Source organism: Kitasatospora sp. LaBMicrA B282 (genome assembly GCF_050325825.1).
Classification (GTDB): Bacteria; Actinomycetota; Actinomycetes; order Streptomycetales; family Streptomycetaceae; genus Kitasatospora.
Genome location: NZ_JBNQTI010000046.1, coordinates 1 through 13,381, shown reverse-complemented (window position 1 = coordinate 13,381; position 13,381 = coordinate 1). Strand labels below are relative to the sequence as shown.

Genomic DNA, 13,381 nt, shown 5'->3' with positions numbered 1-13,381 from the left:
GAGGAAAGCCGTGGGTGTGCTGGTCGACTACTTCCGCGCGGCGGATGCGGCAGCGGTGGTACGGGCGCTCGAGGCGTCGGCGGGTGGGTCCCCGCTGACCGAGACGCCACGGGCCTTCGACGGCGTCGAGGCGAAGAACCTGGAGCCGGTGGTCATCCTGGGTCAGCTGATCGCGGCGATCCGTCAGATCCACTGGCGGGTGGACCTGGTGCAGGAGACGTCGGTCTGGCCGACTTCTCCGAAGCCTGGCCCCGATGGCCTCGAAGACGAGGACGACCCGTGGGCGACCGGGCCCTGGGCCGCGGAACTCCATCCGCTGGTCCGGGACACGCTGGCGGCCGTGCGCGACGTCGACCTGCCGGCCGTCGTCGCCCGCTGGGCGCAGGCGGCCGAGCTGCGCGGCGCCGGCGCCGCGGAGCTGCTGCCGGTGGCCACGGAGCTCGTCGCACTTGCCCGGCGGGCCCGCGAAGCGGACGAGCAGCTCTACTGGTGGGCCTGCGTCTGACGGCAACCCCGCCGCTGCGGGCCGGGTCGGGCGCGACGGCGGCCCGCCCGCTCACCTCGAGCGGGCGGGACCTCGCCCCCTGGCCTATCAGACCGTCAGAGCGTCACGCCACCGTGACGACGATCTTCCCGCGGGTGTGGCCCTCGGCGCTGAGGCGCTGCGCGTCGGCGGCCTGCTCCAGCGGGAAGCTGGCGGCCACCTCGACGGTGAGCTTGCCGCTCTCGGCGAGCTCGGTCAGCGCCGTGAGGTCGGCCGTGTCGGGACGGACGAACACGTATCGCCCGCCGAGCGCGAGCACGGAGCCGTCCGCGATCGAGGCCAGCCGGCCACCCTCGGCGAGCAGCGCGGGCGACAGCTGCAGCGCCTCGCCGCCGATCAGGTCGAGGACGGCGTCCACGCCCGCGGGGGCGAGCGCGCGCACCCGGTCGGCCAGGCCCTCGCCGTAGCTGACCGGCTCCGCACCGAGGCCACGCAGGAACTCGTGGTTGCGCTCGCTGGCGGTGCCGATCACCCGGGCACCGAGCGCCACCGCGATCTGCACGGCGAGCGCACCGACGCCGCCGGCGGCCGCGTGGACCAGCACCGTCTCGCCCGGCTTGACCACGAGGGCGCCGGTCAGCGCCTGGTAGGCGGTGAGTCCGGCCAGCGGCAGCCCGGCGGCCTGGGCGAAGTCCAGGTTGGCGGGCTTGCGGGCCAGGGTGCGCACGGGCGCGGCGACGTACTCGGCGAAGGTGCCGCGGCCGACCATGTCCTCGCGGACGTAGCCCATCACCTCGTCACCCGGCGCGAACTCGGTGACGCCCACCCCGACCTTCTCGACGACGCCCGCCACGTCCCAACCGGGGATGACCGGGAAGACGGCGTCCAGCATGCTGTCGAGGTAACCGGCCTGGATCTTCCAGTCGACCGGGTTCACCGAGGCGGCCGCGACCCGCACCAGCACGGCGTCCGCACCGAGCTTGGGCTCGGGTACGTCGCCGTACTCGAGCACGTCGGGTCCGCCGTAGCTGCGGTAGGTGATGGCCTTCATGAGAGTGCTCCAAGCGAGAAGTTTTGACCTGCTTGATGGTTGACCTCATCAAGCAACACTGAAGACGGTAGACCTGGACAATTGATGATGTCAAGCAATCCGCTCTAGACTGGGCCCATGACCCGCACCACCCCACCCACCGACGCCATCGAGGCCACCACGGCCGTCACGGCCACCGAGCCCACGACCGCGGCCGACACGGCCCGGCTGATGGACCGGCTCGCCCGCGCGGCCGACTGCTCCTACCGCAACCTCGCCGCCGCCGCCGCTCGCCAGGACCTCACCTTCATGCAGGGCAAGATCCTCAGCCTGCTCCACCAGCCGCTCCCGATGCGCACCCTCGCCGGGCTGCTCGGCTGCGACGCCTCCAACGTCACCGGCCTGGTCGACCGGCTGGAGTCTCGCGGCCTGGTCCGCCGCGAACCCGACCCCGCCGACCGCCGGGTGAAGAACGTGCTGCTCACCGACGCGGGAGCCGCCGCCGACCGGCAGATCCGCGCCGCGGAGGCCGCCGGGCTGCCCGGCCTCGCCCAGCTCGACGCCACCGAACGGGCCGCCCTGCTGGAGCTGCTCGACCGGGTCTTCCCCGCCACCGGCGGCACGCCGGAGGGCGCGGCCTGCCGGGCCGGTTAGCTGCGTTCACCCGCGCGAGGCCGACCGGTGGGATAGAACCGAGCCATGGCGAGCATCGAGGATCACACCCCTGCGGGACTCGACCGTCGCAGGCTGATCGCCCTGGGCGCGGGAACGGCACTGGCCGCCACCGTCGCCGCGGCGAGCCCGGCGGCTGCGGCGAGCCCGGCGCGAACGGCCGGCCCCGCGCGAACAGCGCTTAGGGCGAGCCCGCAGGCCAGCCGCATCAGCCGGGCGCTGGCGGAGCTGGAGCGGCAGCACACCGCGCGCCTCGGCGCGTACGCGCTGAACACCGTCACCGGTGCTCGCGTCCACTACCGGGCGGACGAGCTCTTCCCGGTCTGCTCGGTGATCAAGGTGATCACGGTGGCCGCCGTGCTGCGGGACCTCGACCGCGGCGGCGCGTTCCTGGCCGAGCGCATCCGGTACACCCAACAGGACGTGACCGACTCCGGTTACGCACCCGTCACCGGGACCGCCGAGCACCTCTCGAACGGCATGACCGTGGCGGAGCTGTGCGCGGCCGCCCTCGACCAGAGCGACAACGGCGCCGCCAACCTGCTGCTGCGGCAACTCGGCGGTCCGGCGGCCAGTACCCGTTTCTGCCGCTCGATCGGCGACCGGACCACCCGGCTGGACCGCTGGGAGCCGGCCCTCAACTCCGCCGAGCCCGGCCGGGTGACGGACACCACCAGCCCGCACGCCATCGCCCGGAGCTACGCCGAGCTGCTGCTCGGCCACGCGCTCCCGGCGTCGAAGCGGCAGCAGCTCACCACCTGGATGCTGGCCGACACCACCAGCGGGGCCCGCTTCCGGGCCGGCCTGCCGAGGGATTGGCGCCTGGCCGACAAGACCGGCACCGGCGACTACGGCACCACCAACGACGTCGGCATCGCCTGGACCCCGACCGGCGCGCCGGTGCTCCTTGCCGTCCTCAGCACCAAGGAGCAGGACCCGCACGCCCCGGCCGACGAGCCCCTGGTGGCCGGCGCCGCGGCCCTGCTGGCGGCAGCGGTCGGGTAGCGCCGGGCGGGCAGCGCCCGGCGGCCGATCACCCGTCAGGAGTCGTGCTCCGGGGCGTGCTGGGCGGTGTAGGCGGCGAAGGGCGGGATGCCGACCGCGGCGCGGCGGGCGTCGAGGTCGGCCGGGTCCTCGCAGGGCCACGGGATCGGGTCGCCCTGCTCGTCGATGCCCGCGATCTGGGTGCCGAAGCGTTGCGGGCGGCCCTCGTTGACGGCCAGGCGGTCCGGGGCCCCTCGGCCCCGACTATGGCGGCGGTGGGCCAGCCGTGCTCGGCCAGCAGCTCGGCGGCGAGTTCCGGGTGGGTGGGAGTGGTGGTGCGGGCGGCGGGGTAGGTACCCGGAACCCGCGCCCGGGGGCCGGTTCGACCGGCCCCCGGTGACGCTCCCTCAGCGACCGGCCGTCAGCCCTCGGCGCGGGCTTCGAGGCGCTCGATCCGCTCGATCACCGGCTTCAGCTGCTGCTGGATCAGCGCGCCCAACTGCTCCAGCTGCCCCGCGGACACCTGCCCCGCCGACGGCTGCGAGGCGGCCCCCGACTGCGGCGTCGGGTGGTTGGCCCGCAGGTGCACGTAGCCGGCCAGCGCCGCGGCCACGGCGCGGCGGGTGGTCCGCTGGTCGGCGCCGAGTTCGCGCAGCAGGCCGCCACCGAGGCCCTCCCGCTCCGCGATCAGACCGAGCAACAGGTGCTCGCAGCCGACGTAGTTGTGGCCGAGCGCCTCCGCCTCGTTGACCGTCTGCTCCAGCACCTCGGCGGCGGGGCCGCTCAGTCGCAGCCCGGCGCCCGCGCCGGCCGGGCCGACCGGCTCGGTGAGGTCGGCCCGGCCGAGCCCGGCGGCGACCTGGGCATCGGTGATCTCCAGGGCGCCGAGCACCTGGAGGGCCAGGTTCCCGCCCTCCGCCAGCAGACCGCCGAGCAGGTGCCCGGTTCCGATGGTCGGCGCCTGTTCGGCCTCGGCCCGGTCGGCGGCCAGCCGGAGCACGGTGCGGGCCCGGGCGGTGAAGCGGGCGAGCCGGCCGGCCTCGTCCAGCTCGCGCGGGTCGTGGGCGGCGGCGGCACGGATCGCGGTGACCCGGCGGACCGCCTGTTCCAGCGCCCGCTGGCAGATCGGGGAGACCGTCAGCCCGGCCTCCTTGACCGCCTCGGCCAGGTCGTCGGGCAGGTAAACGTTGATTTTGGGCACGGGTGACGCCTCCAGCGGCTCGGTGCGGAGTGGCTGCCTTCAGGTATAACCCGGCTGGGGGTATGCGTCTATAACCCCATGTGCCACCGGTCGCGGGATGAGGTGTGCCTCGGTTCGCCTTCGAAGAGGCTGGGAGCTCGATGAAGGCGACGGTCATGCCGGGCTGCGCCGGACCTGGGCAAACCAGGACAGAACTCGCCGCCGGCGGCCGATTCGCGACGGAGTGGCTTCAACGGGTGACGGGAAGCTCCCAGGAAGGCCCAGGTTTCCTAAACGACGGTGCGGTTCAGTCGAGAGTGCCGTTGGCGCACGCCCCCCGCTGCGCCAGCGGCGGCAGCGGCGGCAGCGCGACGCCTCCCGGTGTGGCGCGCCCAGCTCTCCGCTCGTCCCGAGTTCCGAGTTTCCAAGTCCCGAGTCCCGCACCGAATCAGGAGGCACCGGCCCTTGTCCCGGACCACCATCCGCACCGTCGGCGCCGCCGCGCTCATGGCCGCCGGCCTGCTGCTCACCGGCTGCTCCTCCTCGTCGACGAGCGCCTCGGCCGCACCGACCAGCTCCGCGTCGCCGTCCGCCAGTGCCTCCGGCAACCGTTCGGCGGCGATGGCCGCCTACGCCTCCTGCCTGCAGCAGCACGGCGTCACGCTGCCGACCGGCCGGCCCTCCGGCCGCCCGAGCGACCGGCCGAGCGGTGCCCCGGGCGGCGGTGGCGGCTACGGCGGTGGCGGCGGGTACTTCGGCGGCGGCGCCTCGGCCGACCCGACCCGCCAGGCCGCGATGCAGGCGTGCGCCTCGCTGCGCCCGCAGGGCAACGGGCAGGGCGGCCGCGGCGGCTTCAACAGCAGCGCGATGCAGGCCTTCACGGGCTGCCTGAAGGACCACGGCGTGACCCTGCCGACGACCGGCGGCCTGAAGGGCCTCAACACCGCGGACCCCAACACCGCCGCCGCCTACAAGACCTGCTCCCCGCTGCTGCCCGCGCGCCCCTCCGGGGCTCCGGGCGCGGACGCCTCGGCCGCGCCCTCGCCGTCGGCCTCCTGAGCCGGCCTCCGCGGTAGCCCGCCCCGGTGCTCCGGCGGCCCGCCGGAGCGCCGCGCGTCACCCCCGCTCGCCCGTCAGCGCCGCCGTCAGGCCGGCGCGGCGGGCGAGCACCTCGTCCCGGCGACGCGCCATCTCGCGCAGCGCGGACCTGCGGGTGCGGGCCGGGAGCCGGTCCAGGTAGAGCCGGCCGAGCAGGTGGTCCGTCTCGTGCTCCAGGCAGCGCGCGAAGTAGCCGGTGCCCTCGATCACCAGTGGACGCCCGTCCTGGTCCCGGCCGTGGACCACGGCCCGGTCGGGGCGCGCGAGCTCGCGGTGCGGCCCGGGGACGGACAGACAGCCCTCCGCCGCCTCGACCAACCGCCGCTCACCGAGGGGCACTTCCTCCAGCACCGGGTTGAGGATGTGGCCGACGTGCCGCACGCCGTCGTCGTCCAGGCAGTCCCAGACGAACAGCCGCAGGTCGACGCCGACCTGGTTGGCCGCCAGGCCGGCGCCCTCCGCGATCAGTTGGGTGGCGAAGAGGTCGTCGATCAGCGCGGCCAGCCCGGGGGTGCCGAACTCGGCCTCGGTGGCCTCCCGGCAGGGCCGGTGCAGCACCTCCTCCCCCACCTCGGTGACCCGCCGGGGCCGGCCGCGCAGCGCCTCCGGCGGCACCGCCGGGTACTCGGCGACCGGTACTCCCTGCACGAAGGTGCGCAGGCTCATGTCCATCCCCTCCCTCATGTCCATCCCCTCCCGAACCGCTGCGGTGTCCCGTCGGTCCCTGCGGCTTCCCAGGGTTTCCCAAGGTTTCCCGCCAGCAGATGCCGCTTTGCAAGCTTTGCAAAGCGTACCGACGCGCCACACCCTAGCGCTTCGCCCGGCCCGGCGTCGCTTGACGCCACCTCACCTCAAGCAGCACGCTCGGGCCCGTGACCGCACGATTCCCGACCTCCGCCCCGACCGACCACCCGGTCCGGACCGCCCTGCTCGAGCTGCTCGCCGAGGTCGGGACCATCACCTCCACCGAGGCCGCCGGGCGGCTCGGCCACAGCTCCGGCCTCTGCTCCTTCCACCTGCGCAAGCTCGCCGAGGCCGGCCTGATCGAGGACGCCCCCAGGGCCGGCGGCCGGGCCCGCCCGTGGCGGCTCACCCGCCCGCGGCCGGCCGCTCCGCTGCCGGAGTCCTCGCTGTTCCACCGTGAACTGGAGGACACCAGCTACCAGCTCTGGCTGGCCCGTCGCGCCGAGGCACCGGAGCAGTGGCGCCAGGACGACGCGTTCAGCGCGGTGCTGCACCTGACGCCGGCCGAACTGCGCACCCTGGGCGAACGCCTGCGCGCCGTGCTCGCCGACTTCCAACCCGAGAGCCGCGGCAGCACCGGCAGCCCCGACCGGCCTGACGCGGCACCGGTGGCCGTTCTGGCCCGCCTCTTCCCGCTGCTGTCCGAGCCGACCGGGGAGGACTGAGCCCCGAGCCCCGCGGACCTCACCGCCGAACGGACCTCGCTGCCGAACCGCCCGCTACTCGCCGATCCGCGCCACGATCTCCTCGCACAACTCGTGGGTGCGCAGGGCGTCGTGGGCGTCGATGCTCCGGCCGGCGCGCACGGCGTCCAGGAAGGAGAGCACGATCTGCTCGATCCCGCGCTGGCGCGCCACCGGGACCCAGTCGCCGCGACGGCGGGTGGTGGGCTGGCCGCGGTGGTCGATCACCTCGGCGAGGTTGTGCACCTCGCGCTTGGCGTCCGCGCCGGAGACCTGGAGGATCTCCTCGGTGGAGCCGGAGAGGCGGTTCATGATGCCCAGCGCTGTGAAGCCGTCACCGGCCAGGGTGAGCACCAGGTGCTCCACCAGACCGTCGCGCGCCCGGGAGCGGACGTCGACGTGCTCGATCTCCCCGGGCACCAGGTAGCGCAGGGTGTCGACCACGTGGATGAAGTCGTCGAAGACCAGGGTCCGGGCCGCCTCCGGGAGGCCCTCGCGGTTCTTCTGCAGCACGATCAGGTCGCGCGGGCGTTCCTTGGCCTGCAGGTACCCGGGGGCGTGGCGGCGGTTGAAGCCGACCAGCAGGGACCGTCCGGTGCGGTCGGCGAGCTCGACCAGCCGGCGGGCCGGGTCCAGGTGGTAGTCGAGCGGCTTGTCCACGTACACGTCGATGCCGGCCGTGAGCAGCCGCTCGACGATCGGGACGTGCTGGTCGGTGGCCGCGTGCACGAAGGCGGCCCGGATGCCGCTGTCGATCAGTGCGTCCAGGTCGGTGAACCGCGCCGGGATCCGGTGGGCCTCGCCGATCCGGTCGAGCTTGGCCCGGTCCCGGGTCATCAGGCGCAGGTCGAGGCCGGGCAGTGCGGTCAGGACCGGCAGGTAGGCCTTCTGCGCGATGTCACCGAGGCCGATCACCCCGACCGCGAGGGGCGCGTCGGCGGTGGTGGTGTCGGTCATGGAGGACTCCCGGGGCGCGGACGATCATCTGCCGGCTCCACCCTAGGCGAAGTTCAGCCGGGGCAGCCCGAACCCTCGGCCCAGCTCCCTCAGCCGAGCTCCCTCGGCCCAGCTCCCTCAGCCGAGCTCCCTCGGCCCAGCTCCCTCAGCCCAGCTCCGCCGCCGCGCTCTCCAGGGCCCGCAGCACCGGGCGGATCACCGGGTGCCGCTCGGCACCGCCGCGCACGGCGGCGAAGACCTTGCGGGTGGCCGCCGAACTGTCCACCGCCCGCACCGCGATGCGCGACAGGTCGGTGCCGCGCAGCGCCGAGCGCGGCACCAGGGCGACGCCGGCGCCGGCCGAGGCGAGCGCGATCACCGCGCTGAAGTCGTCCGAGGAGTGCACCAGGCGAGGCGCGAAGCCGGCGTGCTCGCAGGCCAGCAGCACCACGTCGTGGCAGGGGTTGCCGGGGTAGGGGCCGATCCAGGGTTCGCCGGCCAGGTCGGCCATGGCGATCGGGCCGGGCCCGGCGGCCAGCGGGTGGTCGAGCGGCAGGACCGCCTCGAACGGCTCGGCGTAGAGCGGAAAACGGGCCAGCCGGCCGTCGTCGCCGCGCGGTGCGCCGCGGTACTCGACGGCCACCGCGAGGTCGGCCTGGCCGTCGAGCACCATGGGCAGGCTGGCGTCGCCCTCGGCATCCAGCACCTTCAGCCGCACCCCGGGCGCCGTGGTGGCCAGCGCGGCGATCGCGGGCGCCAGCACCAGCGAGATGCCGGTGGCGAAGGAGGCGACGGTGACGGTGCCCCGGGCGCCGGTGGCGTAGGCGGCCAGGTCGGCCTCGGCGCGCTCCAGCTGGGCCAGTACGGCGTCGGCGTGGCAGACCAGGATCTCGCCGGCCGGGGTCAGCCGGACCCCGCGCCCGTCCCGGCTGAGCAGTGCGTGGCCGGTCTCCTGCTCCAGGGCGGCCAGCTGCTGGGAGACCGCCGAGGGGGTGAGGTAGAGCGCGGCGGCCGCGGCGGTCACCGTTCGGTGGTCCGCCACGGCTCGCAGGGTCCGCAGGCGTCTGGCGTCGATCACTCACTCATTCTGCCAGCGCCGACGGGGTGACCGGCGCGCTCACCGGTCACCCCGGCACCCTCGCGGGGTTCAGCTCAGGCCGCTCTCCAGCTCGTCCCGGGCGGCGATGAAGGCCGCCACCGCGCGCTCGACGTCCTCGGTCGAGTGGGCCGCGGAGAGCTGCACCCGGATCCGGGCCTGGCCGTGCGGGACCACCGGGTAGGAGAACCCGATCACGTAGACGCCGCGCGCCAGCAGCAGTTCGGCGAGCTTGCCGGCCTTGGCGGCGTCGCCGATCATCACCGGGGCGATGGCGTGGTCGCCGGGCAGGACCTCGAAGCCGGCCTCGGTCATCTTCGAGCGGAACAGCGCGGTGTTGGCCCGCAGCCGCTCGCGCAGCTCGTGCGAGGTCTCCAGCAGGTCGAGCACCTTCAGCGAGGCGGCCGCGATCACCGGGGCGAGCGAGTTGGAGAACAGGTACGGGCGCGAGCGCTGGCGCAGCAGGGCGACGATCTCGCGGCGGGCGGCGACGTAGCCGCCGGAGGCGCCGCCGAGCGCCTTGCCCAGGGTGCCGGTGATGATGTCGACCCGGTCCATCACGCCGTGCAGCTCGGGGGTGCCGCGGCCACCGGGGCCGACGAAGCCGACCGCGTGCGAGTCGTCGACCATCACCATCGCGTCGTAGCGGTCGGCCAGGTCGCAGATCTCGGCCAGCGGGGCGACGTAGCCGTCCATCGAGAAGACGCCGTCGGTGACGATCAGGCGGCGGCGGGCGTCTTGGCTCTCCTTGAGCCGCGCCTCCAGCTCGGCCAGGTCGCGGTTGGCGTAGCGCAGCCGGCGGGCCTTGCTGAGCCGGATGCCGTCGATGATGCTCGCGTGGTTGAGCGCGTCCGAGATGACTGCGTCGCGCTCGTCGAGCAGGGTCTCGAAGACGCCGCCGTTGGCGTCGAAGCAGGAGGAGTAGAGGATCGTGTCCTCCTGCCCGAGGAACGTGGACAGCCGGGCTTCCAGCTCCTTGTGCACGTCCTGGGTGCCGCAGATGAAGCGCACCGAGGCCATGCCGTAGCCCCAGCGGTCCAGCGCCTCCTTGGCCGCGGCGATCACCTCGGGGTGGTCGGCCAGGCCGAGGTAGTTGTTGGCGCAGAAGTTGAGCACCTCGCCCTCGCGGCCACCGGCGGTGACCGTGACGGCGGCGCTCTGCGGGCTGCCGATCACCCGCTCGGGCTTGAACAGGCCGGCCTCGGTGATCTCGGCCAGGGTGTCCTGGATGTCCTGACGGACGGAGTTGAACACAGCTCTCCTAAGGCGGGTGTCAGACGGTGGACCAGTCGAGGATGATCTTGCCGCAGCGGCCGCCGGCCGCCTCGTCGAACGCGGCCTCGAAGTCCTGCGCGGCGTACCGGCCGGTGATCACCGGGGTCAGGTCGAGGCCGCCCTCGAGCAGCACCGACATCGCGTACCAGGTCTCGAACATCTCGCGGCCGTAGATGCCCTTGATGGTGATCATCGAGGTGACCACCTTGGCCCAGTTGATCGGGAACTCGTCGGCGGGCAGGCCGAGCATCGCGATCTTGCCGCCGTGCGTCATGTTGTCGATCATCGAGCGCAGCGCCTCGGGGCGGCCGGACATCTCCAGGCCGACGTCGAAGCCCTCGCGCAGGCCGAGCTTCTGCTGGCCCTCCTCGATGGTGTGCTCGGAGACGTCCAGCGCCAGCGAGACGCCCACCTTGCGGGCCAGGTCCAGCCGGTAGGGGCTGACGTCGGTGATCATCACGTGCCGGGCGCCGGCGTGCTTGGCGACCGCCGCGGCCATGATGCCGATCGGGCCGGCGCCGGTGACCAGCACGTCCTCGCCGACCAGCGGGAAGGAGAGCGCGGTGTGCACGGCATTGCCGAACGGGTCGAAGATCGCGGCCACGTCCAGGTCGACCGGGACCCGGTGCACCCAGACGTTGGAGGCCGGCAGCGCCACGTACTCGGCGAACGCGCCGTCGCGGTTGACGCCCAGGCCGATGGTGTTGCGGCAGAGGTGACGCCGGCCGGCCAGGCAGTTGCGGCACTTGCCGCAGACCAGGTGGCCCTCGCCGCTGACCAGGTCGCCCACGTTGACGTCGACCACCGCGGGGCCGATCGCGACGACCTCGCCGACGAACTCGTGGCCGATGGTCATCGGGGTGCGGATGGTCTGCTGCGCCCAGCCGTCCCACTTGCGGATGTGCAGGTCGGTGCCGCAGATGCCGGTGCGCAGCACCTTGATCAGCACGTCGCCGGGGCCGGTCTCCGGCTCGGGGACGTCGGTCAGCCACAGTCCGGGCTCGGCGTGCTTCTTGACCAGTGCCTTCACGGCTGCGGCTCCTGAGGGCGTAGCGGGGGAGGTGCCGCGTGGGGGACGGTGTGGCACCTACGGAGAATGGGGCCCGGCGACGGCGCCATTCCGTGCCGGGCAGCAGCAATCTGCCTGGTGGGAGGGGGTGCGGTCCATCGAGGAATTCTTAACGGGCGCGACAGCTGGGCTTCACGATCGTGCCCGAGCTGCGGCCGGACGGCCCGGCACCATGCCCGGCCCTCACTCCTTCGGGGGATGACGGCCGGTGGAGATCGTCGGCGTGAAGATCGTTAGGCTGCGCGCCATGACGACACTTCAGCAGTCCACGCTGGCGGGTTTCCTGGCCGACGCGGCCCGGGGCGTCTTCCCGCCCTCCGACGGCAGCGTGACGGTGGTTCCGCAACCCGGCCCGCGCACCGCCGGCGTGCTCTCGTTCAGCGCGCACGCGGTGGTCTTCACCGACGAGGACCCGGCGTGGGTGCGGGACGCCGTCGCCCGGGCCGCCGCCGACCAGCTGTCGGCCCCGCTCAGCGCCGCCTTCCAGCTGGAGTTCGCCCGCCGCACCGGGCGGGTGCCCGGCAACGTCGACCTGGTCACGGTGGCCGACCGGCTGCCGGGCGAGCCACCGCTGCCGCTGGTCGAGATCGAGGACCGCGAACACCCGCGGGTGGTGCGGGCGCTGCGGTTCCGGGACGGGGTACGGGTGTGGACCACCGAGGGCGGGGTGCTGGTGCTCGGGCGCGGGGTGGCCGGGCGCTGGGAGGCGGCGATCGAGGTCGCCCCGGACGCGCGGGGGCGCGGGCTGGGACGGGCGCTGGGCGTGAGCGCCCGGCACCTGGTGCCCGAGGGCGGGGTGGTCTGGGCGCAGCAGGCGCCGGGCAACGCGACCAGCGTCCGGGCCTTCCAGGCGGCGGGGTACCGGCCGGTGGGCGCGGAGGTGCTGCTCAGCGTGGAGTAGGTCTCGAGGGGTCGACGAGTGCGGGTGCGGCGCACCTCCGGTGGCCCGCAGGCGTACCTCCGGTTCGCCCGCACCCGCCGCGGACGCTGCTAGTTGAACTTGGCCTTGCCCGGCCCCTCCTCGACGAAGCTGCGCATGCCGATCGTGCGGTCCTCGGTGGCGAAGAGGCCGGCGAAGTGGGCGCGCTCGATCGTCAGGCCGGTGTCCAGGTCGGTCTCCAGCCCGCGGTCGATCGCCTCCTTGGCGGCCCGCAGCGCCCAGGACGGGCCGGCGGCGAGCTTGCCGGCCCAGGCCAGCGCGGCCGGGTAGACCTCCTCGGCCGGGAGGACCCGGTCGACCAGCCCGATCCGCAGCGCCTCCTCGGCGTCGACCATCCGGCCGGTGAAGATCAGGTCCTTGGCCTTGCTCGGGCCGATCAGCCGGGGCAGCCGCTGGGTGCCGCCGGCGCCGGGGATCACGCCGAGCATGATCTCCGGCTGGCCGAGCTTGGCGTTGTCGGCGGCGATCCGGACGTCGGCGCAGAGCGCCAGCTCGCAGCCGCCGCCCAGGGCGTAGCCGGTGATCGCGGCGACCACCGGCTTGGGGATCCGCGCGACCGCGGTGAACGCGTCCTGCAGGGCGCCGCCGCGGGCCACCATGTCGGTGTACGACATGTCCTGCATCTCCTTGATGTCGGCGCCGGCCGCGAAGGCCCGCTCGCCGCCGTAGATCACCACGGCCCGGACGTCGGCGCGCGCGGCGGCCTCGTCGGCGACCTCGTGCAGCTGGTCCTGCATGGCGATGTTCAGCGGGTTGAGCTTCGGGCGGTCGAGCCGGATGGTGCCGACGCCGTCGGCGACCTCAAGGGTGACGAACCGGGTCATACGGGGGTCCTCCCTACCTGATGGCCACTGGTGAACGGCCGTGAACCCCGACCCTAGCGGCTAGCCCCGCGGGGCAGTACGGGCCAGGGTTGCCACCGCCTGGTCGATCTGCTCGTCCGTCAGGTCGGCCCGGGCGGTCAGGCGCAGCCGGGACTGGCCGTCGGGCACGGACGGCGGGCGGAAGCAGCCCACCGCGAGCCCGGCGGTGCGGCAGTCGGCGGCCCAGGTCACGGCCTCCTCGGGGCCCGGTGCGAGCACCGAGACCACCGCCGCCTGCGGGGTGCTGGCGCGCAGGCCGACCGCGGTGAGCCGGGCGGCCAGGGTGGCGGCCACCTCGCCGGCCCGGGCGGCGCGGGCCGGCTCGGC

At 74.1% G+C, this 13,381-nt stretch carries 16 protein-coding genes; 6 read left to right on the top strand and 10 right to left on the bottom strand.

Annotated elements, in window-relative coordinates; genetic code table 11:
* The first annotated feature begins 10 nt into the window (after positions 1–10).
* Positions 11–505 (top strand): hypothetical protein, encoded by a 495-nt coding sequence (locus ACQRUO_RS15565; protein WP_428316491.1) that lies wholly within the window; start codon positions 11–13, stop codon positions 503–505.
* Between the two features lie 103 nt (positions 506–608).
* On the opposite strand, the gene ACQRUO_RS15560 is transcribed toward ACQRUO_RS15565, so the two are convergent.
* Positions 609–1,535: an NADP-dependent oxidoreductase gene (locus tag ACQRUO_RS15560; RefSeq protein ID WP_428316490.1), complete on the bottom strand. Its 927-nt coding sequence runs from the start codon at positions 1,533–1,535 to the stop codon at positions 609–611.
* 117 nt (positions 1,536–1,652) lie between these two features.
* Between ACQRUO_RS15560 and ACQRUO_RS15555 the strand changes: the two genes are divergently transcribed.
* On the top strand, positions 1,653–2,168 hold the full coding sequence (locus tag ACQRUO_RS15555; RefSeq protein ID WP_428316489.1) for a MarR family winged helix-turn-helix transcriptional regulator: 516 nt from the start codon (positions 1,653–1,655) through the stop codon (positions 2,166–2,168).
* Between the two features lie 45 nt (positions 2,169–2,213).
* Positions 2,214–3,191 carry a class A beta-lactamase gene (gene bla / locus ACQRUO_RS15550; RefSeq protein ID WP_428316488.1) on the top strand — a complete coding sequence of 326 codons (978 nt, stop codon included), beginning with the start codon at positions 2,214–2,216 and terminating at the stop codon, positions 3,189–3,191.
* A 35-nt stretch (positions 3,192–3,226) separates the two neighbouring features.
* Here the strand turns inward: bla and ACQRUO_RS15545 are convergent, their stop codons facing one another.
* Positions 3,227–3,358 (bottom strand): hypothetical protein, encoded by a 132-nt coding sequence (locus tag ACQRUO_RS15545; RefSeq protein ID WP_428316522.1) that lies wholly within the window; start codon positions 3,356–3,358, stop codon positions 3,227–3,229.
* 233 nt (positions 3,359–3,591) lie between these two features.
* The gene (locus ACQRUO_RS15540; RefSeq protein WP_428316487.1) at positions 3,592–4,371 is read right to left on the bottom strand and encodes a Clp protease N-terminal domain-containing protein; all 780 of its coding nucleotides are present in this window, start codon (positions 4,369–4,371) and stop codon (positions 3,592–3,594) included.
* A 444-nt stretch (positions 4,372–4,815) separates the two neighbouring features.
* Here ACQRUO_RS15540 and ACQRUO_RS15535 point away from each other — a divergent pair, with 444 nt between their 5' ends.
* Positions 4,816–5,409, top strand: a complete 594-nt coding sequence (locus tag ACQRUO_RS15535; protein WP_428316486.1) for a hypothetical protein — start codon at positions 4,816–4,818, stop codon at positions 5,407–5,409.
* A 57-nt stretch (positions 5,410–5,466) separates the two neighbouring features.
* On the opposite strand, the gene ACQRUO_RS15530 is transcribed toward ACQRUO_RS15535, so the two are convergent.
* The gene (locus tag ACQRUO_RS15530) at positions 5,467–6,132 is read right to left on the bottom strand and encodes a peptide deformylase (RefSeq protein ID WP_428316485.1); all 666 of its coding nucleotides are present in this window, start codon (positions 6,130–6,132) and stop codon (positions 5,467–5,469) included.
* Positions 6,133–6,320: 188 nt separating this feature from the next.
* On the opposite strand from ACQRUO_RS15530, the gene ACQRUO_RS15525 reads away from it, so the two are divergent.
* Positions 6,321–6,857 carry a helix-turn-helix domain-containing protein gene (locus ACQRUO_RS15525; protein WP_428316484.1) on the top strand — a complete coding sequence of 179 codons (537 nt, stop codon included), beginning with the start codon at positions 6,321–6,323 and terminating at the stop codon, positions 6,855–6,857.
* Positions 6,858–6,911: 54 nt separating this feature from the next.
* On the opposite strand, the gene ACQRUO_RS15520 is transcribed toward ACQRUO_RS15525, so the two are convergent.
* From ACQRUO_RS15520 to tdh, 4 genes are all read right to left on the bottom strand, one after another.
* Positions 6,912–7,832 carry a Gfo/Idh/MocA family protein gene (locus ACQRUO_RS15520; protein WP_428316483.1) on the bottom strand — a complete coding sequence of 307 codons (921 nt, stop codon included), beginning with the start codon at positions 7,830–7,832 and terminating at the stop codon, positions 6,912–6,914.
* A 145-nt stretch (positions 7,833–7,977) separates the two neighbouring features.
* Positions 7,978–8,889 (bottom strand): LysR family transcriptional regulator, encoded by a 912-nt coding sequence (locus ACQRUO_RS15515; protein WP_428316482.1) that lies wholly within the window; start codon positions 8,887–8,889, stop codon positions 7,978–7,980.
* 69 nt (positions 8,890–8,958) lie between these two features.
* Positions 8,959–10,161, bottom strand: coding sequence for a glycine C-acetyltransferase (locus ACQRUO_RS15510; RefSeq protein WP_428316481.1), 1,203 nt, complete (start codon positions 10,159–10,161; stop codon positions 8,959–8,961).
* 19 nt (positions 10,162–10,180) lie between these two features.
* Positions 10,181–11,212, bottom strand: coding sequence for an L-threonine 3-dehydrogenase (tdh, locus tag ACQRUO_RS15505; RefSeq protein ID WP_428316480.1), 1,032 nt, complete (start codon positions 11,210–11,212; stop codon positions 10,181–10,183).
* Positions 11,213–11,498: 286 nt separating this feature from the next.
* Here tdh and ACQRUO_RS15500 point away from each other — a divergent pair, with 286 nt between their 5' ends.
* Positions 11,499–12,152 carry an N-acetyltransferase family protein gene (locus tag ACQRUO_RS15500; RefSeq protein ID WP_428316479.1) on the top strand — a complete coding sequence of 218 codons (654 nt, stop codon included), beginning with the start codon at positions 11,499–11,501 and terminating at the stop codon, positions 12,150–12,152.
* Positions 12,153–12,241: 89 nt separating this feature from the next.
* On the opposite strand, the gene ACQRUO_RS15495 is transcribed toward ACQRUO_RS15500, so the two are convergent.
* Together ACQRUO_RS15495 and ACQRUO_RS15490 are read right to left on the bottom strand one after the other, a co-directional pair.
* On the bottom strand, positions 12,242–13,015 hold the full coding sequence (locus tag ACQRUO_RS15495; protein ID WP_428316478.1) for an enoyl-CoA hydratase/isomerase family protein: 774 nt from the start codon (positions 13,013–13,015) through the stop codon (positions 12,242–12,244).
* A 60-nt stretch (positions 13,016–13,075) separates the two neighbouring features.
* Positions 13,076–13,381, bottom strand: a 306-nt coding sequence (locus ACQRUO_RS15490; protein ID WP_428316477.1) for an aminotransferase class I/II-fold pyridoxal phosphate-dependent enzyme, incomplete at its 5' end; no start/stop codon positions are given.